Genomic DNA, 18,288 nt, shown 5'->3' on the forward strand with positions numbered 1-18,288 from the left:
CGCACTTTTTTGAAAGGTACTATCAGAAAGGATAGTGTAAATATGGGTTTGGCTGATTACAAAGACACGGGGACCATTCAAGAAACCCCGTTTGGCTATACATTATCAGTAATTGGTGGTAAATGGAAAATGCTGATTATTTATATTTTGGCGGAACATCAAACGGTTCGGTTTAATGATTTGAAACGCAAAATAGGGGCTATCACCTTTAAAACATTAAGTGCACAACTGAAAGAATTAGAAGCAGATGGAATTGTCAGTCGAAAAGAGTATCCACAGATTCCACCTAAAGTGGAGTACAGTCTTACAGCTAAAGCGGAAACGTTATTACCTGTTTTGGAACAGTTATGTGAGTGGGGAGAAAAAAACAATACGCATTAATGTCTTATTGTAAAGCGTACCTCACAAATTAAATGAAATGAGCGATGAATGGATGCAGGAGCTACAGTTAATTTGCCATTTCTATAGGGGAGATTGATTGTAAGCTTCAATCATCTCTTTTTTTCTGTTCCTTATTATCAATAATGTGGAATAGAAACAACAATAGACTACAAGAAAAAACAATAGACAGTACACCTTTAACCGCCCGCATGACAAAGTGATCAGTAGGGAAATCGAATAAAATATACCCCAAACAATAGATCCACGATACAACTATTAACAATTGAAATACTATTTTCTTCATGATATATTCTCCCTTAAAAGTACTGCTTTTTTTACTAGCTAAAAAATTTTATCTACAAGAATCGTAACATAGTAAGATGTAGGTGGATACAAATGTAGGATTAGATGAATTTTATTGCACAGGATTAAGGTTTATGTCAGTTTCTAACTTGAAGGTTTCTACAATTATGACTGTCATGGGCATTATATTTATTATGCTAATCGCATTTAATTTCAATCAAAAAGCACAAGATGTAGTATAAAAAGTGTTTCTATAATGGGCTACTAACCATAAAATATAGAACCAGCCACTCATTTAAAAGTGAGTGGCTGGTATTTTTGTCTAAAGTCTATAAAATGACAGCTCTAAACATTATTCAAAAAACATACTTTAATGGACGAGCAAAACTGCTAGATAAAGGAGCGTATAGCAAAGCCATTGCGCGGCATAATGATAGCAAGGTAAAATTCCGCAATGGAACAGTGAGGGTCTTCAACTGCTCTATTGGTTCAGCTTAGAATATATAAAAAGTAAAGAATGGATGATGAATTTGTCACATTTTAATAATCATGGGCAACAGGATGGGAGTAAAAATAAAATCGCCTTGAAATGGACTTTCTTTCTTATAGCGGGCTTTATGATTGTCGAAGTGATAGGTGGCATCATGACAAACAGTTTAGCGCTATTATCAGATGCAGGCCATATGTTAAGTGACGCAGCAGCGTTAGGGTTAAGCTATATTGCTGTATCCATTGGTCAAAAAGCCGTAACAAATCGAAAAACGTATGGCTATCGTCGGTTTGAAATATTTGCCGCTTTTATAAATGGTCTTACGTTGATTGCAATTTCGCTCTATATTTTTTATGAAGCTTTTCGTCGATTTTCAGAACCACCTGCAGTGGCAAGTACGGGTATGTTAATCGTGGCAACACTCGGTTTACTGGTCAACATTGGCGCAGCCTTTATCCTTAAACGGGGGGATAATGATAATCTCAATGTAAAAAGTGCTTTTTTGCATGTTTTAGGTGATATTCTCGGTTCGGTGGGAGCGATTACGGCTGCATTGCTTATTTTATTTTTCGAATGGAATTTAGCCGATCCTATTGCAAGTATGATTGTAGCGCTTCTTATCATTATTAGCGGCTATCGTGTTACGCGTGACTCCTTCAATATTTTGATGGAAAGTGCTCCAGAAAATTTGCCAACGGATGATGTCAAAGCGAAGTTAATGACTGTTGAGGAAGTCGAAGAGATTACCGATTTACATATTTGGCTAATTACAATGGATTTCCCTTCTTTAACTTGTCAAGTGGTGGTGCATCAAGAAGCGGATGAACAAATTGTTTTACGGAAAATACAAAATCTGTTACACGACGAATTTGCATTGCATCATATGACGATACAGATTGAAAAAAAGAGCAATTAGAACGGGAAAAATATTATGTGATGGGTAATCTACCTAATGCATATTGCCATGTAGATTATTCAATAGCGTAAAACGAATCAGCTTATCTTACGACAAATGCGCCGGCACACTTCAGAAGTTAACTTCCTCGTACTATCCTCCTTATTGTAAACCTTACTTGCTCTTCTATGCGTCTATGCAAAATATTAGCTGCTGTTTGTATGCATAAATTGTTGTAGTAAGCCGAGTGTTTTCAAGCGATGCAGCATAATCAACTTCACTAGTGCATTGTGTTTGAACTGCCTGAAAAGTTACATCAACAACTAAATTAGGGGTTTTCCTTTATAACAACTATTGTTTAGGGGAAAACCCCTATATTTTTTGACTATAGATTTCACTATGATGAGAGTGTAAGTTTCAAACACAAAATGCAGAAAGAAGGAAGAAGCATGAAAAATTCTTTCAAAATTGTCATTGTTGGTGGGGGAACAGCTGGTATATCTGTTGCTGCCCGCTTATTAAGGAAATCGCCAAGCCTCATTCATGAAGTGGCGATAATAGATCCAGCCTCAAAGCATTATTATCAACCGTTATGGACGTTAGTTGGTGGAGGTGCTGCTAAAAAGGAAGATTCTGAACGTTCTATGGAATCTCTTATTCCAGAAGGCGCAGTATGGATCCAACAACCCGTACTTGAATTTAAACCTGAACAAAACGAAGTCATTCTAGGAGACCAAACATCTATTTCATATGATTACTTAGTTGTAGCAGCAGGGATTGAAATTAACTGGGGTGCCATTAAAGGCTTAAAAGAAGCGCTTGGTACAAAATCTGTTTGCAGTAACTATTCATTTGAGCATGTTGATTATACTTGGGAAACGATACGCAATTTAAAATCAGGTACAGCCTTATTTACACATCCAAATTCACCTGTAAAATGCGGTGGTGCGCCACAAAAAATTATGCATTTAGCGGAAGATTACTTCCGAAAAACGGGTGTTCGTCAAAATATGCAAGTTGTATTTGGTTCTGCTAATCCAGCCATTTTTGATGTACTGAAATACCGTGAAGCGTTAGAGAAAGTGGTGGAACGCAAACAAATTGATGCACGATTCAGACGTAACTTAATTGAAATTAAAGCGGATGAAAAAATCGCCATTTTCGAAAATCTAGATACTGGTGCAAAAGAGCAATTGAAATATGACATGATTCACGTCACACCTTATATGAATGCACCGAAATTTATTGCGAACAGCCCTTTAGCGGATGACAACGGTTGGGTGGATGTGGATATGTATACATTGCAACATAAGAAATATGCAAATGTCTTTGGCATTGGCGACTGTGCAAACTTGCCAACATCTAAAACGGGAGCAGCCATCCGAAAACAAGCACCTGTGGTAGCTGAAAATGTTGTGGCATGTATGCGCAATCAAACAATGGACAACACATATAACGGTTATTCGTCTTGCCCAATCGTCACAGGTTACAATAAGCTAATTTTAGCAGAGTTTGACTATAAAAAAGAGCCTGCTGAATCAATGCCATTTAACCAAGCAGTGGAACGTGCAAGCATGTATATGATGAAAAAAGATTTATTACCAATTATGTATTGGGACGGCATGTTAAAAGGAACGATGTAGAAAGGAGGCATGTGTGATGGAAACGAATCCGTTACTAGAGCAACTAAAGCAGCCGGATATTCAAGCAGCGCTCGTATCATTGCTAAGCCAATTGCCGACATATGAAAAAAACTTACAAGCCATCGGGAATGTCGTCAGTTTTGGACAAGCGGTATTGCAAGATCAGCAATCCATTCAAAAATATGATGAACTTGTACGAAGCTATAACGTAAATCTTGAAACGGTGGAAGCATTAGTGGGCCTACTAGAAAAATTGCCGAAGCTTTTACAAATGGTCAATCAGTTAGAGGATATAGTCGATTTTGTAACAGCTGTGTTAGCAGATCAGCAAACAATTGATTATGCGACAGCTAGTATTAAATCTTACACAGAACCGATTGTAGAAAAAGGAAAACAAGGGTACTCGCTAGTTAAAGATATACAACAACAAGCAGAAGCAACAACAGAACCAATTAAACTCTTTACGATTATGAAGTGGTTAAAAGACCCGAGTGTTCAAAAGTCACTGAAATATGTACAAGCAACAATCCAAATTTTAAATAAACAAACCAATTAAAAGGAGAGAATTTTATGTTATTACGTTATTTCTATGATGAAAAATTAGCACATGCTTCTTACATGGTAGGTTGTCAACGAAAAGGCGAGGCAGTGATTGTGGATCCAATGCGCAATATTGAGCCATACATCCAAGTAGCTGAAAAGGAAAATATGAAAATCGTTGGGGCATTAGAAACGCATATCCATGCTGACTTTGTAGCAGGTTCTCGTGAATTAGCTGATCGTTTTGGTGCTACGATGTACATTTCCGATGAAGGCGATGAAAACTGGAAATATCAAAACTTAGATGGCATTCAACACGTACTATTAAAAGATGGTGACAAATTTGAACTTGGTAAACTTACTTTCGAAGTGATGCATACGCCAGGTCATACGCCAGAATCTATTTCATTCCTATTAACAGATGGTGCAGCGGCAGATAAACCAATTGGACTATTTACAGGTGACTTTGTATTTGCGGGGGATATTGGCCGACCAGACTTATTAGAAAAAGCAGCTGGTATTAAAGGGACTGCTGATGCAGGTGCAAAAGTAATGTATACATCTGTAGAGCGCTTTAAACAATTACCAGACTACTTACAAGTATGGCCAGCACACGGTGCAGGTAGCGCATGTGGGAAAGCACTTGGTGCAGTACCATCGACAACAGTAGGCTATGAAAAACAATTCAACTGGGCAATGCAATTCGACAATGAGCCGGACTTTGTGAAAGCTTTATTAGATGGTCAACCAGAACCACCTTATTACTTTGCAGTGATGAAATCCGTTAATAAAATTGGCATTGAGTTAATTAAAAATTTACCAGAGGTAAAAGTCATCACTTCTGTTGAAGAAATTGAAGGCTTGATTGCAGCTGGTCAGCAAGTTGTGGATACACGAGATGCTCAAGCCTTCTCACAAGGACATATTAAGGGAACGATGAACGTGCCATTTAATAACTCCTTCACAAACTGGATGGGCTGGATTGTGAACTACAAGGAACCTTTATATTTACTTGCTAATGCTGCTCAAATGCAAGACATGCTCATTGCACTTCGCTCAATCGGTATTGACCAAGTACTAGGTTATGCAGATGTAGAAGCAATGATTGAGCAAGCGAATGAACTAGATTCATATGAAAATATTACACCTTCTGAGGCAAAAGCGATGATGGACACAGAAGATGTAGCTGTATTAGATGTGCGTAATCTGACAGAATATAATGAAGAGCATATTGAAGGTGCACAGCACATTATGGTTGGTACATTAAAAAATCGTTTAGATGAAGTACCAAACAAAAAACTCATTGTTCAATGTCAAGCAGGTGGTCGTTCTGCCATTGCCGCAAGTGTATTAAAAGCAAATGGCTTCCACAATTTAGTTAATATGACGGGCGGCTACGGTCAATGGGTGAAAGAAGTAAAATAAAGTAATTAGTGCAAAGAGTGCCTTCCATGTGAGGCACTCTTTTTGGAGGTTTCTATGATCATTTTACTAATTGTTGTCCTAGCCATTGTTTTAGTGCGGGCTTACTATATTCGTTTTGTCCCTGTCAAACAGGTGAAAGATATACCGTACCGTCAAGTAGCTGAAGGATATCAACTACTTGATGTACGGGATTACAATACAACAGGCTGTTTAGTTTATAATAGTAAGCATATTCCATACGGCTATTTACCACGTTTCTATAAACAAATGGATAATCGCCCTATCCATCTGATAGTAGAAAGTCAAATGGATTTAAATCTGGCTAGCCGCTTTTTACGAAAAAAAGGGTATAGTGTAAATAGTTACACGATGATGAAAAGACCGTGTAAAGTAAAAGGAATGATGTATAAGGAGGTGTAAAGTATGCAATCCCAGCTACAAAATGAGTATTTACAGCAAATTTATGAGCATATTCAAGATGGGATTATTATTATGAAGGAAAGCAGGGAAATCATTATGATGAACCCTGCTGCACAGCGCTTAACCGGTTGGCAAAAAGGTGATTTTGTGCCGTATTGTTCCTATTGTATGACTCGTAAAAGGGAACAGGGTGAACCGACGTGTTATTTAATTGCCAACAATGAAGTGCCTTCATTTTTATCAGAAATGCCTATTTATCATGGTCGAAAGATTGATGTCGAAATGAGTACAGCCGCTATTTATGCTAATGAGAATACAGGGGAAACAGAATATTTACTTGTCTTACGTGATCAGGAAACATTAAAAAAAGCGCAAGAGGCTGCCATTAATAAAAAAATGATTCGAGCATTAATCGAAGCAAAGGAATCAGAACATAAACGCTTAGCGCAAGAACTACATGATGGAGTTGGTCAATCATTATTTTCGGTATCTATTGCACTGCAAGCGATTGAATCTTTTGTGCAAGATAATGTGCAGTTGAATGAGTACATTTCTGAAGTACGTGCGGAACTGCAAAAAGTCATGAATGACATTAACGCATACTCTCACCAGTTACGACCGCACAGTTTAGATCAATTAGGTTTAGAGCCGACCATTCAGGCGACAATTGATACGATAAAAAAACAAATAACGGGGTTGGATATTCAATTAACGACACGTGGTCTTGATCGATGTGACCCAGCAGTTGAGATTAATTTATATCGGATTACGCAAGAAGCATTGCATAACATTATTAAATATGCAAAAGCAACCCAAGTGCATATTCATATTAAAAAGGATAACACCCATATCTATATGACCATTCAAGATAATGGCATTGGCTTTGAACGGGACAAGATTCAAAATGCAGGGCTAGGGTTAAAGCATATGGAGGAACGGGTCGATCAGTTGGGTGGTACTTGTTCAATTCTGTCAAAAGTAGGACAAGGGACATGTATTGATATCGTCATTCCAAGATGGAGGCCGCAACATGATTAAAATATTGCTTGTCGATGACCATGTGTTAATAAGAAAGGGCATTGCGCTCCTGTTAGGGAATTATTCTGATATAACAGTTGTAGGAGAGGCAAGTGATGGGGAAGAGGCGATTCAACTTGCCTACCAAACTGAGCCGAATGTGATTTTAATGGATATTTCGATTCCAAATGGGTTGGATGGATTTACTGCGACAAAGGAAATTAAAAAAAATTTACCTGACACGAAAATAATTATGCTGACAATGCATAATGAGATAGCTTATATTCAACAGGCGATGGAAGTAGGAGCAGATGGCTATATTTTAAAAAATAGTCAAGGTGGCGAAATGTATGAAGCCATTCAAAGTGTCTATACAGGCCGCCGCTACTATGAAGTGGGTTTACCAAAAGGTCAACTAGAAAAATTATTTAAGAAAAAAGGAAAAAACAATGCGGATATCTTATCTACACGTGAGCAGGAAATTGTTCGTTTAACCATTTTAGGATTTACGAATATGCAAATTTCAGAAAAGCTATTTATTAGTGCTAAAACGGTAGAAAACCATAAAGCCAACATTATGCAAAAGCTAAATTTAAAAAGTAAGGCAGAGCTCATTCAATACGGTATTACAAATAAGTATATAACGTAGCTTACGTAGGCTGCCCAATAAAATCTTCTTTCTAAAGTCTATGCTTTTATAAGTGAAGAACCATCTATTAACTGTGCATAAGCGATAAAGCAATCTGCTTTATCGCTTTTTATATGTGAAGGTGTTGACCCAATTGTTTTCCTGCTCTGATTAATTTACGACCGTACAACAAAATCGCATTTTCTTCTGAAGTATAGGGGCTTCCCCCTATATTTTTAAAGCAGGACACACTCTATACTTAAAGAAAATAAGGTAGAAAGAAGGTGTGACGATGGAGTTGTCATTCATCGTTGTCATATTTTTAATTGGTTTTGTCGGATCATTCGTATCAGGAATGGTAGGCGTTGGGGGATCCATTATTAAATACCCTATGCTTTTATATATTCCACCATTATTTGGGTTAGCAGCTTTCAGTGCACATGAAGTATCCGGTATTAGTGCTATTCAAGTGTTTTTTGCATCGATTGCAGGTGTATGGGCATATCGCAAAAGCGGCTATTTAAACAAATCGCTTATTCTTAATATGGGTACAGCAATTTTAATAGGTAGCTTCATTGGTAGTTTTGGATCCAGCATGTTACCAGAATCAGCAGTAAATATTGTATATGGTGTTTTAGCCTTAATTGCTGCTGTCATGATGTTTATTCCGAAAAAGCAAATTGACGATAAGCAGTTAGATCAGATTACATTTAGTAAACCATTAGCAGCGGGTTTAGCGTTTGTCGTTGGGATTGGTTCAGGAATTGTTGGAGCAGCAGGTGGATTTTTATTAGTACCAATCTTACTTGTTGTCTTGAAAATCCCAACACGTATGACGATTGCCACAAGCTTAGCGATAACATTTATTTCATCAATTGGTGGAACAGTTGGGAAAATTATGACAGGTCAAATTGACTATGGACCAGCAGCAATCATGATTGTGGCAAGTTTACTTGCAGCTCCACTTGGCGCAAAAATAGGCGGCAAGCTCAATACAAAAGCACTACAAGCGATTTTAGCAGTTTTAATTTTAGGCACAGCCATTAAAACATGGTTAGATATTTTATAAGCAGTCTCACATTACAACGATATTTAGTAGTGATGATGACAGGCTTTAATAAATAAGCATCCAGATGCTCATTAAATGAGTATCTGGGCTTTTTTATTTAGGAAATATGGCAGTAGAAAAAGCGTTTTTTAAGTAAGAGTGAACTGTTCTATGCTATCACAGTCGCTGATGTTTTCCATGTGAAAATTTCGACGAAACATGTCACCCTTTTTACATATAGCTGTATATATTGTGTAGAAAGGAGGTGTTACCGATGGCAAAAACCAATTTTTTAGATGCATCACTTCGCTTAAAGTATTTGGTGGGACATACGGAAACAAACAAGCCAAAATTTGCAATTAAAACCTACCGTAATTTAAACGACACGCATACACCCACAGCGTTAGTAACGGTAGCGAAAGCGATTGCGAGTCTCTCATCAAAGCCACTAGACAGTATTAGCAAGCAAGAAATAACAGAATTGTCGTCATTACAATAAAAAGGAGGTAGGACTGATGGCAAAAGTTTTAGAGTTACAATTTGATACAGCATTAGGAAAAACGGCTACGATTGCCATTGATGCACCGAAGCCAAATGTCACATCTGCTGAAATTCAACAAGTGATGCAAACGATCATAATGAGCAATGTATTTGGTGGACAAGCTGGTGCTTTGATTGGCATAAAAGGTGCACGCATGATTGATCGTCAAGTTTCAGAGTTTGCCATGAACTAATGGATGAAATGGTCTTTGCGGTCGTTGCAAAGACCATCTTTAAGACGAGTACTGCATGTCAAAAGGAGGGGGCCGTATGGAACAATGGCTGACAATGTTATCTGATATTGGTTTTCCTATCCTCATGTCGTTTTACTTATTACATCGAGTAGAAGTTAAGCTAGATGCGATTCATGATGTCATTGTTTCACTTAAGTGAAGTTGACTTCACAAAGATGTACGAAAGCTGTCACGACAGGTAGTTGTCAACGCTTACATCATTCGATAAGATGAGGGTAGTGTAAGTAGGGAGTGTGTAAAGATGAAAAATAAAGTAATAGGGTTTGTATGTCTATTGGCTTTAGTGACTGTACTTAGTGCATGCGGGAACGCAAAGTTTAAAGCGGATTATAGTTTGGAGATGCAAGATTTTGAACATATTAATCAACGAGGAGAAACTGTTTCGCTTGACAGTTTAAAAGGGAAACCTTGGTTGGGTATGTATATATTTACGAATTGTAATTCAGTTTGTCCACCAATGACGTTTAACATGACACAAGTACAAGAGAAGCTGAAGAAAAAAGGGATAGAGGATTATAATATTGTCGCTTTTTCAGTAGACCCTGAGGTGGATACACCGGAAGTACTAGCTGATTATTTAGCGAGATACACTGTACCTGATGAATCTAAATGGAATCTCCTTACAGGATATTCACAGTCATATATTGAGCAATATGCAGTGAAATCAACAAAATTACTTGTCAAAGACGATCCGAATTCAGATCAAGTAATCCATGGTATTCAATTTTTCTTAGTGGATAAAGACGGTATTCTTGTAAAGCAATATGACGGTTATGCAAAAGATACAAACGATGTTCCAATTGATACAATTGTTTCGGATTTAGAAACGTATATAGATGAAAACTTATAACATGATAAGCTAGTGCTACATTGACATAGCACTAGCTTTTTTGTAGCATGATGACAATACTTCGCGGGTATTTAAGGTTAAATCGCGGGTATTTCATGATTTTTCGCGGATATTTATTAGTAAATCGCGGGTAATACAATGCTTTCCGCGGGTATTAATTTGTATCCATAGAGAAATGGTTTGAGAATTGAGAATTGTTTGGGTGACTGGCACAAGGGGGAGGTAGTTAGAAATGAGCATAGGTGAAACCTATTTAAAAGCTGTACGAGAAAGATTTAAAACGATTAAAGCGGACGGTGATAAAGCCATTGCACAATTAGATATTGAGCAATTGCACTGGGCTTTCAACGAAGAGTCCAATAGTATTGCAGTCATTGTCAAACATGTAAGTGGCAACATGATTTCAAGATGGACTGACTTTTTAACGACAGATGGGGAAAAAACAACAAGAAATCGTGATGAAGAATTTATTGATAGTATTGATACTAAAGAAGAGCTACTAACTATTTGGGAAAAGGGTTGGCAAGTGTTTTTGGATTCACTATTGAGCTTAACCGAAGTGGATTTAATGACACCTGTCTTCATAAGAGGGCAACAACATACAGTGATTGATGCGATAGAAAGACAGATGGCACATTATGCTGCACATGTTGGACAAATTGTCTATGTCGGGAAGCAAATAAAAGGAGCCGAATGGAAAACATTGAGTATTCCAAGAGGACAATCGCAGATATTTACAGAAGCGATGAAAAAAAGGAGCTAATTTTCAAAATTGTTTGGGTGTCAGGCACCGAAATAAAAAAAGCGCCATTCCTTCAAGTAATCCTTGAGGGAATGGCGTTTTTTTATGATTGTTGATCTTCCCAACAGTCTGTATTTTTCAAACCTGGGATGGATTTTGCGTAAAATACAGGATTTTTTCCTGCTTTTCGTTGTAGTGTAAAATCATCTAATACACGGAAAGCTATTTTACCAAGTATCATAATTACCGTAATATTGATGAGCGCCATAAGTCCCATAAATAAATCCGCTAAGTTCCAAACAAGTTGAACTTGCGCTACTGATCCGAACATTACCATGGCAAGCACTAGAAGACGATAAACAGTCATCCAGCTTTTATGAGCATTGATAAATTCAATATTGGATTCACCGTAATAATAGTTTCCAATAACAGAACTGAATGCGAAGAAAATAATACTAATCGCGATAAAATAAGGAGCCCAGTCGCCAACATGCACTGCTAGAGAATTTTGTGTAAGGACGATTCCATTACTTTCACCTGTTTTATATAAGCCAGCTAAAATAATGATAAATGCAGTGGCAGAACAAATCATAATTGTATCAAAAAATACGCCTAAACTTTGCACAAGCCCTTGTTTAGCAGGATGTGATGTATTGGCAGTTGCCGCTGCATTCGGCACACTCCCCATCCCAGCTTCATTAGAAAATAAGCCTCGACGAACACCTTGCATAATGGCTACGCCAATGGCTCCGCCCGCAGCTTCTTGAAGGCCAAACGCTTGAGAGAAAATAAGTTTAAACACAGTTGGGATTTCCCCTAAATTTGTTACAACGACATAAAGTGCAACGAGTAAATAAAAGACGGCCATTACTGGTACAATGACTTGAGTGAATTTAACAATTCTATGTACACCACCGAAAATAATCATAGCCGTTAACAATACTAATACAATGCCGATAATAAATGGTCTAATATTAAATGCTTCACCTACAGAAGTCGCAATCGTATTAGACTGTACTGCGTTAAAAATAAAGCCAAAGCTTAATGTTAAAAGGATACTAAAAACAATCCCTAACTTTCTATGACCTAATGCCTTTTCTATATAATAGGCAGGGCCACCACGAAAAGTATCGCCGTCTTTTACTTTATACACTTGAGCAAGTGTACTTTCAATAAAAGCGGTTGCCATACCAAGAATGGCAATAATCCACATCCAAAATACGGCACCAGGTCCACCAACACCTATAGCAAGTGCAACACCTGTGATATTACCTGTACCTACACGAGACGCTGCGCTAATCGTGAAAGCTTGGAACGGAGAAACCCCCGACTCACCATCTCTTTTTTCTGTTATTAAACGAAACATTTCTGGGAAAAGACGTATTTGTACAAATTTAGAGCCAAATGAAAAATATAATCCAGCAGCTAATAATAATATGATTAAAAGATACGTCCATAGAATATTATTTGTATTATCTACTATATTTGATATCCACTCCATTTATATTCCTCCTTTTTTTAATAAGTTTTAGTCTACACTCTTTTTTTATAAAATATCAAATTTTTAAATATTCTTAATAATAAAAAGATATTTTTCTCGAAATGATTTGCTGTGTGGTGGTAATATATAGAAAAGGTAACATGGATACGGTTCACCATGATAGGAACACAATACTTTTCCAAATTAGTATTCAACTTGCTTTTTCTTTTATACCTTTAATTTGAATACATGATAATGTATCGTGGGCAGTTTATTAAAAAATGACAATCAATGGAATAGGAGTGGAAGATGTGAAAACGATTGGCTTAATTGGTGGTATGAGCTGGGAATCTTCAGCTATGTATTATCGCCTTCTAAATGAGCAAGTAAAGCAACAATTGGGTAGTTTACATTCGGCAAAATGCATTTTATATAGTGTTGATTTTCAAGAAATTGAATACTATCAAGCAAATGAACAATGGCAAAATGCAGGAGAAATACTAGGAGAGGCTGCCTGGTCTTTAGAAAAAGCAGGTGCCGATTTCATTGTGATCTGTACGAATACAATGCATAAGGTCATAGAATTTATAGAAGCGCATTTGACTATTCCAATTTTACATATTGCGGATGCAACAGCCGTTCAAATTCAACAGGCTGGTCTGCAAACGATTGCGTTGCTTGGCACAAAATATACGATGGAGCAAGATTTTTATAAACATAGAATTGAACAGTTTGGCATAAACGTAATGGTTCCAAACGATGAAGAACGAACAATGGTCAATCAAATTATTTATGAGGAATTATGTTTAGGGAAGATTGAACCGACTTCAAAAGAAACCTATTTACAAATTATTGAGCGCCTTGTGAAATCAGGTGCGCAAGGAATTATTTTAGGTTGTACGGAGATTGGTTTACTAATACAACAAGAGGATGTCCAAGTCCCTGTTTTCGACACGACCATTATTCATGCGCTTGCTGCTGTAGATGATGCATTAAAAGAGTAAAAAGCATTGAGAAGGGGTGAAAAAATGACACAAAAAGTGCGGGAGTTGGGTATTGTTATTGGCACATTACCAGTCGGTAAAAAAAATTGCATTACGGATGTACAAGGTGTTCAAGTTGGGCATGTCACACTGGATGAAAAGTTAGATGATATGGGGGCTTATGCATGTACTGGGGTGACGGCGATTTTACCGCATGGTGGCAATTTGTTTCAACAAAAAGTTACGGGTGCCAGTTATGTGCTAAATGGTTTCGGCAAAACGACAGGTCTCGTGCAAGTCATTGAGCTAGGTGTTATTGAATCTCCCATTATGCTGACAAATACGTTTGGGGTGCCAGCTGTCACCCAAGGAACATTGCAATATATGTTACATACTAATCAGGATATTGGACTTTCTACAGGGACAATTAATCTAGTTGTTGGGGAATGTAATGATAGTTATTTAAATTCGATTCGAGCTTGTCCCGTCACACCAGAGCATGCACTGCAAGCAATTCGTAATGCATCCGAAAATACCGCTGAAGAAGGTGCAGTGGGGGCGGGGAAAGGCATGGTTTGTTTCGGTTATAAGGGCGGAATAGGTTCTGCATCGCGGATAGTGACTCTAGAACAAGATAAAATTAGCTATATGGTGGGCTGTCTAGTACTAAGTAATTTTGGTCATAGCACAGAGTTTGTAGCTGAACGTTACAATATGCCAAATCCTAATAGCAATGCTGCTGCGTTCTCACCAACAGATGGTTCTATTATTATTGTGTTGGCAACGGATGCACCGCTTAGTAGTCGCCAATTAACACGTGTTATTAAACGTTGTGGTATCGGGCTTGGACGAACAGGTAGTCATTTTTCTCATGGAAGTGGTGATATTGTCATCGGCTTTACAACGGCACACCATATTGCGCATCATTCGTCCCAACATTTGGAGACACGTTTACAGCTACGTGAAGATCATCCTATTATGAATCATTTATTTACCGCTGCTGCGGAAGCAACAGAAGAAGCTATTTTAAATTCCCTGTCACAAGCGCAAACAACAACGGGTCGAGACGGACACGTAGTAGAAGCCTATTCATTTAAAAAATAAACGAAAAGCTATTGAACATTCAAATGTTTCAATAGCTTTTTTGTTTACATGTTGAACGCTTGCCAAAAAAGTCTTTATTTTGATTTCTTTTTAGTGTAAATCCCCCTGATAAGCATCTAATACGTACATCAACTCTTGTGCTATCCACGCGGTACTTATTTTCCTAACTAGAAGGTCGGTTAACTGGATAGAGGAGACCCCTTTATGTTGCTTGAAGAGGTACATTCTTTCCCTAACATTCCTAGCATAATGTGTAAAGGCAATGCTACTGTAGAATGAAAAACAAAATCAGAGCAGATTGCACTTATTTCAAGCAATGAAACCAGGTTTACGTCCAGAAAAAGAAAAAGTTCAATGAAGAGCTCAGACGCATGCTACTATTCTAGATTCAATTATCAAGGCGAATGTATGGGTTCTTTTGCTGCAACGCTTCTACAAATGCCTGTCTATCTATTGGGGAAATCTGAATGGTTTTATATTTTTCGTAATTGATTTCTATGCGATGAACGGAAAGTGATGGTGCCACAAAAGGATTCGTTGTATTCCGATTGGATTTAATTTTAATAAGCCCATATGGTATTTGGAGTGTATCATGTTCGATTTTGTAGCGAGTATTGAACCATATTGTTCTTAATAATTATCATGGTATCACCTCCATAAAAACTTCCCTTTCATTAAGATATTTCGGCAATCATGTCTATTTTTAAAGTTTACTTAATCGCTAAAGTCGTATAAAAAAATAAATGTTTCGACCATAGGTTGTAGTGTTTAAGCGCTACTTAGCAAATTTTGTGTAATGATTAGATAATAACCATTATTATGTAATTATTGTTTTTTTATCTAGTCAATTATGAAGTGGTGTGTTACTATTCAATGAAAATACTGAATTATCTAAAAATTTAACATTCATTACGATAAAAGGTGATGCGAATGCATGAAAAATTATTGCTGCCAATTGCACACGAGACACCGACAAATCGATCCAATCCTATTGTGCTTAACAGTTGTGAGCCATTGATGAACATTGACCACCTACACCCAAGAATCTTTACCCAGCCCATGTACTATAAACAACAAATTGCTAGTAGCTTACAATCCATTTACTTGCGCCAAGCAGTATATGAGCGATTACAACAAGCTTTATTACTATTACCTGAAAACTATAGTTTGATTGTCTATGACGGGTATCGACCGCTACAAGTGCAACGATTTTTATTTACACATTTTGCTGCGCAGCTCAAAGCGCAACATCCAAATTTCACAAAAGAAGAAATTCATAACAAGACATTAAAATTTGTCGCTTTTCCAAGAGAGGGGCAAGAGCATCTACTACCACATTTAACGGGAGGAGCCATTGATTTAACACTCGGAAATAGTAAAGGGAAAGCGTTAAATCTTGGGACAGCATTTGATGAGCTTAGTGAAAAATCAGCGACCCGCTATTTTGAACAGCATCCTAATGAAAATAAGGAAGCCTGTGTTCATCGCCGTCTTTTGTATCACTGTATGACGGCGGTTGGCTTTACGAATTATGCTGAGGAATGGTGGCATTATGATTTTCACAATATTGCATGGGCAAGAAGGGTAAATGCCAAAGAAGCTTTTTACGGTGCAATAGAGGCACAGATTGATGACTATTTGATAAAGGAGTATCGATATTTATGAAAGTCTATATTAGTGCGGATATTGAAGGTATTACAGGTACAACCTCTTGGAGTGAAACGGAACTGAATGCGCCTGACTATCATTTTTTTCAAAAGCAGATGACAAAAGAAGTGGAAGCGGCAATTGAAGGTGCCATTTTAGGAGGCGCCACGGAAATTTTACTAAAGGATGCGCATGATTCAGCTCGTAATCTTGATATTTCGAATCTGCCAGTTAATTGCAAGGTCATTCGCGGATGGACATATGATCCGATGTGTATGGTAGCCGGTCTTGATAGTAGCTTTAATCGTGCTATTTTTATTGGCTATCACAGTAAAGGAGGCAGTGAACGTAATCCATTAGCACACACGCTATGTGTTACTGCTGATATTAAAATCAATGGCGAATACGCAAGTGAATTTCTTATCAATACGTATGCCGCTGCTTTACATGGCGTGCCCGTTTCATTTGTTAGTGGAGATGTTGGACTAACAGAAGAAATTGAAACCTTCAATCCCAACATTGTAACATTTGCTACAAAGGAAGGGGTAGGCAATGCCACAATAAGTGTCAGTCCTCGATTGGCAATTGCCGAAACAAAACGACTTGTGGAAGCCTCTATGAAGGTCTCCCGAAACAACTTACAAGTGACATTACCTAAGCAATTTGTAGTGGAAATAATTTACCGTGACCATACACGGGCTTACCGCAATTCCTTTTATCCAAATGCATCGTTTAAGCCCCACAACACAGTTGAATTTGTCACGGATGATTATTTTGAAGTACTTCGGATTTTACAGTTCTTAACATAAGAATAGACTGTAGGTGAATGTATGAAGATTAAAGATATTGTGGTTGCAACGGTGAAAGCTCCGCTTATTGTGCCATTTAAAACGGCATTAAGGACCGTTCAAAGCATTGAAAATATTGCCGTTTATGTGCATAGTGAGCATGGGCAAATTGGCATAGGTGAGGCTGCGCCAACTGCTGTTATTACAGGAGAAACTTTAGGGTCGATTAGAGATGCTATTGAACATTATATTAAGCCAGCCATAGTAGGTATGGATATACAAGAAATAGCCCTTGTGATGGAGCGAATGGACAACAGTATTTATCAAAATACGAGTGCGAAAGCGGCGGTAGATATGGCGCTTTATGATTTATTAGCACAGCTTCACAAGACCCCATTGTATAAATTATTAGGGGGCTATCGTAAGGCATTGACAACGGATATTACAATTAGCGTGAATAGTGTAGCGCATATGATAAAAGATAGCCTATCTGCGGTGGAACGAGGCTTTCAAATATTGAAGGTCAAGGTTGGCAAGGATCCAGCGACAGATATCCAGCGTGTGATGGCTATACGGGATGCAGTAGGCAAAGCCGTTACATTACGTGTAGATGCCAATCAAGGGTGGACGCCAAAAGAAGCGGTTCGGATTATTCGTGCACTTGAAGATGCGGATAGCAATATCGAGTTAGTGGAACAGCCTGTGCACTATGCTGATTTAACCGGCATGCAATATGTAACAGCCAATACGTTGACCAATATTCTAGCTGATGAAAGTGTCTTTTCGGCAAAAGATGCCCTCACTATTATCGAACGACGTGCTGCTGATTTCATCAATATTAAGTTAATGAAAACAGGTGGCATTTTTCATGCGCAAAAGATTTGCCATATTGCAGAAGCGCATGGCATTGCTTGTATGATGGGCTGCATGCTTGAAACAAAAATTAGTGTCAGTGCGGCTGCACATTTTGCTGCATCACAAAAAAATATCACAATGATAGATTTAGACGGACCAAGTTTATGTTTGAAAGATCCTATTGCAGGTGGTCCTATTTTTAACAATGATCGAATCACAATGACGGATGCAAATGGTATAGGATTTTCAAGATAA

Annotated in this window: 21 protein-coding genes; 19 read left to right on the forward strand and 2 right to left on the reverse strand. The window is 37.8% G+C overall.

Annotation, left to right across the window (positions count from 1 at the left end; genetic code table 11):
* Positions 1 to 42: 42 nt before the first annotated feature.
* Positions 43 to 381, forward strand: coding sequence for a helix-turn-helix domain-containing protein (locus MKY08_RS08730; protein ID WP_024363558.1), 339 nt, complete (start codon positions 43 to 45; stop codon positions 379 to 381).
* A 106-nt stretch (positions 382 to 487) separates the two neighbouring features.
* On the opposite strand, the gene MKY08_RS08735 is transcribed toward MKY08_RS08730, so the two are convergent.
* On the reverse strand, positions 488 to 685 hold the full coding sequence (locus tag MKY08_RS08735) for a hypothetical protein (RefSeq protein WP_069508331.1): 198 nt from the start codon (positions 683 to 685) through the stop codon (positions 488 to 490).
* Between the two features lie 529 nt (positions 686 to 1,214).
* On the opposite strand from MKY08_RS08735, the gene MKY08_RS08740 reads away from it, so the two are divergent.
* From MKY08_RS08740 to MKY08_RS08800, 13 genes are all read left to right on the forward strand, one after another.
* On the forward strand, positions 1,215 to 2,090 hold the full coding sequence (locus tag MKY08_RS08740; protein WP_256093100.1) for a cation diffusion facilitator family transporter: 876 nt from the start codon (positions 1,215 to 1,217) through the stop codon (positions 2,088 to 2,090).
* 428 nt (positions 2,091 to 2,518) lie between these two features.
* A complete protein-coding gene (locus tag MKY08_RS08745; RefSeq protein WP_103976873.1) occupies positions 2,519 to 3,712 on the forward strand; it encodes an FAD/NAD(P)-binding oxidoreductase in 1,194 nt (397 codons plus the stop codon).
* A 16-nt stretch (positions 3,713 to 3,728) separates the two neighbouring features.
* Positions 3,729 to 4,268 carry a hypothetical protein gene (locus MKY08_RS08750; protein ID WP_069508335.1) on the forward strand — a complete coding sequence of 180 codons (540 nt, stop codon included), beginning with the start codon at positions 3,729 to 3,731 and terminating at the stop codon, positions 4,266 to 4,268.
* A gap of 14 nt (positions 4,269 to 4,282) precedes the next feature.
* Positions 4,283 to 5,677 carry an MBL fold metallo-hydrolase gene (locus MKY08_RS08755; RefSeq protein WP_069508337.1) on the forward strand — a complete coding sequence of 465 codons (1,395 nt, stop codon included), beginning with the start codon at positions 4,283 to 4,285 and terminating at the stop codon, positions 5,675 to 5,677.
* Between the two features lie 54 nt (positions 5,678 to 5,731).
* Positions 5,732 to 6,097 carry a hypothetical protein gene (locus MKY08_RS08760; RefSeq protein WP_081327835.1) on the forward strand — a complete coding sequence of 122 codons (366 nt, stop codon included), beginning with the start codon at positions 5,732 to 5,734 and terminating at the stop codon, positions 6,095 to 6,097.
* 3 nt (positions 6,098 to 6,100) lie between these two features.
* Positions 6,101 to 7,135, forward strand: a complete 1,035-nt coding sequence (locus tag MKY08_RS08765) for an ATP-binding protein (protein ID WP_069508339.1) — start codon at positions 6,101 to 6,103, stop codon at positions 7,133 to 7,135.
* Positions 7,128 to 7,763 (forward strand): response regulator transcription factor, encoded by a 636-nt coding sequence (locus MKY08_RS08770; RefSeq protein WP_069508341.1) that lies wholly within the window; start codon positions 7,128 to 7,130, stop codon positions 7,761 to 7,763. Before MKY08_RS08765 ends, MKY08_RS08770 begins: the two co-directional genes overlap by 8 nt.
* 271 nt (positions 7,764 to 8,034) lie before the next feature.
* Entirely contained in the window at positions 8,035 to 8,811 is a 777-nt protein-coding gene (locus MKY08_RS08775) for a sulfite exporter TauE/SafE family protein (RefSeq protein WP_141705558.1), read from the forward strand.
* A 253-nt stretch (positions 8,812 to 9,064) separates the two neighbouring features.
* Complete coding sequence (locus tag MKY08_RS08780; RefSeq protein WP_069508345.1) at positions 9,065 to 9,289, forward strand: DUF1659 domain-containing protein; 225 nt, start codon at positions 9,065 to 9,067, stop codon at positions 9,287 to 9,289.
* Between the two features lie 16 nt (positions 9,290 to 9,305).
* Positions 9,306 to 9,524, forward strand: coding sequence for a DUF2922 domain-containing protein (locus MKY08_RS08785; protein WP_069508347.1), 219 nt, complete (start codon positions 9,306 to 9,308; stop codon positions 9,522 to 9,524).
* A 76-nt stretch (positions 9,525 to 9,600) separates the two neighbouring features.
* A complete protein-coding gene (locus MKY08_RS08790) occupies positions 9,601 to 9,723 on the forward strand; it encodes a YvrJ family protein (protein WP_080653352.1) in 123 nt (40 codons plus the stop codon).
* Positions 9,724 to 9,825: 102 nt separating this feature from the next.
* Positions 9,826 to 10,434: an SCO family protein gene (locus MKY08_RS08795; RefSeq protein ID WP_069508349.1), complete on the forward strand. Its 609-nt coding sequence runs from the start codon at positions 9,826 to 9,828 to the stop codon at positions 10,432 to 10,434.
* 232 nt (positions 10,435 to 10,666) lie between these two features.
* Entirely contained in the window at positions 10,667 to 11,197 is a 531-nt protein-coding gene (locus MKY08_RS08800; RefSeq protein ID WP_069508350.1) for a DUF1572 family protein, read from the forward strand.
* Positions 11,198 to 11,279: 82 nt separating this feature from the next.
* On the opposite strand, the gene MKY08_RS08805 is transcribed toward MKY08_RS08800, so the two are convergent.
* The gene (locus MKY08_RS08805) at positions 11,280 to 12,677 is read right to left on the reverse strand and encodes an alanine/glycine:cation symporter family protein (protein ID WP_069508352.1); all 1,398 of its coding nucleotides are present in this window, start codon (positions 12,675 to 12,677) and stop codon (positions 11,280 to 11,282) included.
* 290 nt (positions 12,678 to 12,967) lie between these two features.
* Here MKY08_RS08805 and MKY08_RS08810 point away from each other — a divergent pair, with 290 nt between their 5' ends.
* From MKY08_RS08810 to MKY08_RS08830, 5 genes are all read left to right on the forward strand, one after another.
* On the forward strand, positions 12,968 to 13,660 hold the full coding sequence (locus MKY08_RS08810; RefSeq protein WP_069508353.1) for an aspartate/glutamate racemase family protein: 693 nt from the start codon (positions 12,968 to 12,970) through the stop codon (positions 13,658 to 13,660).
* A 24-nt stretch (positions 13,661 to 13,684) separates the two neighbouring features.
* A complete protein-coding gene (locus MKY08_RS08815) occupies positions 13,685 to 14,743 on the forward strand; it encodes a P1 family peptidase (RefSeq protein WP_069508355.1) in 1,059 nt (352 codons plus the stop codon).
* Positions 14,744 to 15,673: 930 nt separating this feature from the next.
* Positions 15,674 to 16,408, forward strand: coding sequence for a M15 family metallopeptidase (locus tag MKY08_RS08820; RefSeq protein ID WP_256093101.1), 735 nt, complete (start codon positions 15,674 to 15,676; stop codon positions 16,406 to 16,408).
* Complete coding sequence (locus MKY08_RS08825) at positions 16,405 to 17,199, forward strand: M55 family metallopeptidase (protein WP_069508357.1); 795 nt, start codon at positions 16,405 to 16,407, stop codon at positions 17,197 to 17,199. Before MKY08_RS08820 ends, MKY08_RS08825 begins: the two co-directional genes overlap by 4 nt.
* A gap of 21 nt (positions 17,200 to 17,220) precedes the next feature.
* Positions 17,221 to 18,288: a dipeptide epimerase gene (locus tag MKY08_RS08830; protein WP_069508358.1), complete on the forward strand. Its 1,068-nt coding sequence runs from the start codon at positions 17,221 to 17,223 to the stop codon at positions 18,286 to 18,288.

The organism is Lysinibacillus sp. FSL M8-0337, from assembly GCF_038593855.1.
GTDB lineage: Bacteria > Bacillota > Bacilli > Bacillales_A > Planococcaceae > Lysinibacillus > Lysinibacillus sphaericus_D.

What these genes read in the sequence shown, in the direction of transcription:
- MKY08_RS08815 (WP_069508355.1), top strand. Translation starts at nt 13,685, where the DNA reads ATGACACAAAAAGTGCGGGAGTTGGGTATTGTTATTGGCACATTACCA.
- MKY08_RS08760 (WP_081327835.1), top strand. Translation starts at nt 5,732, where the DNA reads ATGATCATTTTACTAATTGTTGTCCTAGCCATTGTTTTAGTGCGGGCT.
- MKY08_RS08755 (WP_069508337.1), top strand. Translation starts at nt 4,283, where the DNA reads ATGTTATTACGTTATTTCTATGATGAAAAATTAGCACATGCTTCTTAC.
- MKY08_RS08775 (WP_141705558.1), top strand. Translation starts at nt 8,035, where the DNA reads ATGGAGTTGTCATTCATCGTTGTCATATTTTTAATTGGTTTTGTCGGA.
- MKY08_RS08820 (WP_256093101.1), top strand. Translation starts at nt 15,674, where the DNA reads ATGCATGAAAAATTATTGCTGCCAATTGCACACGAGACACCGACAAAT.
- MKY08_RS08805 (WP_069508352.1), bottom strand. Translation starts at nt 12,677, where the DNA reads ATGGAGTGGATATCAAATATAGTAGATAATACAAATAATATTCTATGG.
- MKY08_RS08745 (WP_103976873.1), top strand. Translation starts at nt 2,519, where the DNA reads ATGAAAAATTCTTTCAAAATTGTCATTGTTGGTGGGGGAACAGCTGGT.
- MKY08_RS08825 (WP_069508357.1), top strand. Translation starts at nt 16,405, where the DNA reads ATGAAAGTCTATATTAGTGCGGATATTGAAGGTATTACAGGTACAACC.
- MKY08_RS08735 (WP_069508331.1), bottom strand. Translation starts at nt 685, where the DNA reads ATGAAGAAAATAGTATTTCAATTGTTAATAGTTGTATCGTGGATCTAT.
- MKY08_RS08790 (WP_080653352.1), top strand. Translation starts at nt 9,601, where the DNA reads ATGGAACAATGGCTGACAATGTTATCTGATATTGGTTTTCCTATCCTC.
- MKY08_RS08750 (WP_069508335.1), top strand. Translation starts at nt 3,729, where the DNA reads ATGGAAACGAATCCGTTACTAGAGCAACTAAAGCAGCCGGATATTCAA.
- MKY08_RS08780 (WP_069508345.1), top strand. Translation starts at nt 9,065, where the DNA reads ATGGCAAAAACCAATTTTTTAGATGCATCACTTCGCTTAAAGTATTTG.
- MKY08_RS08785 (WP_069508347.1), top strand. Translation starts at nt 9,306, where the DNA reads ATGGCAAAAGTTTTAGAGTTACAATTTGATACAGCATTAGGAAAAACG.
- MKY08_RS08830 (WP_069508358.1), top strand. Translation starts at nt 17,221, where the DNA reads ATGAAGATTAAAGATATTGTGGTTGCAACGGTGAAAGCTCCGCTTATT.
- MKY08_RS08770 (WP_069508341.1), top strand. Translation starts at nt 7,128, where the DNA reads ATGATTAAAATATTGCTTGTCGATGACCATGTGTTAATAAGAAAGGGC.
- MKY08_RS08800 (WP_069508350.1), top strand. Translation starts at nt 10,667, where the DNA reads ATGAGCATAGGTGAAACCTATTTAAAAGCTGTACGAGAAAGATTTAAA.
- MKY08_RS08765 (WP_069508339.1), top strand. Translation starts at nt 6,101, where the DNA reads ATGCAATCCCAGCTACAAAATGAGTATTTACAGCAAATTTATGAGCAT.
- MKY08_RS08795 (WP_069508349.1), top strand. Translation starts at nt 9,826, where the DNA reads ATGAAAAATAAAGTAATAGGGTTTGTATGTCTATTGGCTTTAGTGACT.
- MKY08_RS08730 (WP_024363558.1), top strand. Translation starts at nt 43, where the DNA reads ATGGGTTTGGCTGATTACAAAGACACGGGGACCATTCAAGAAACCCCG.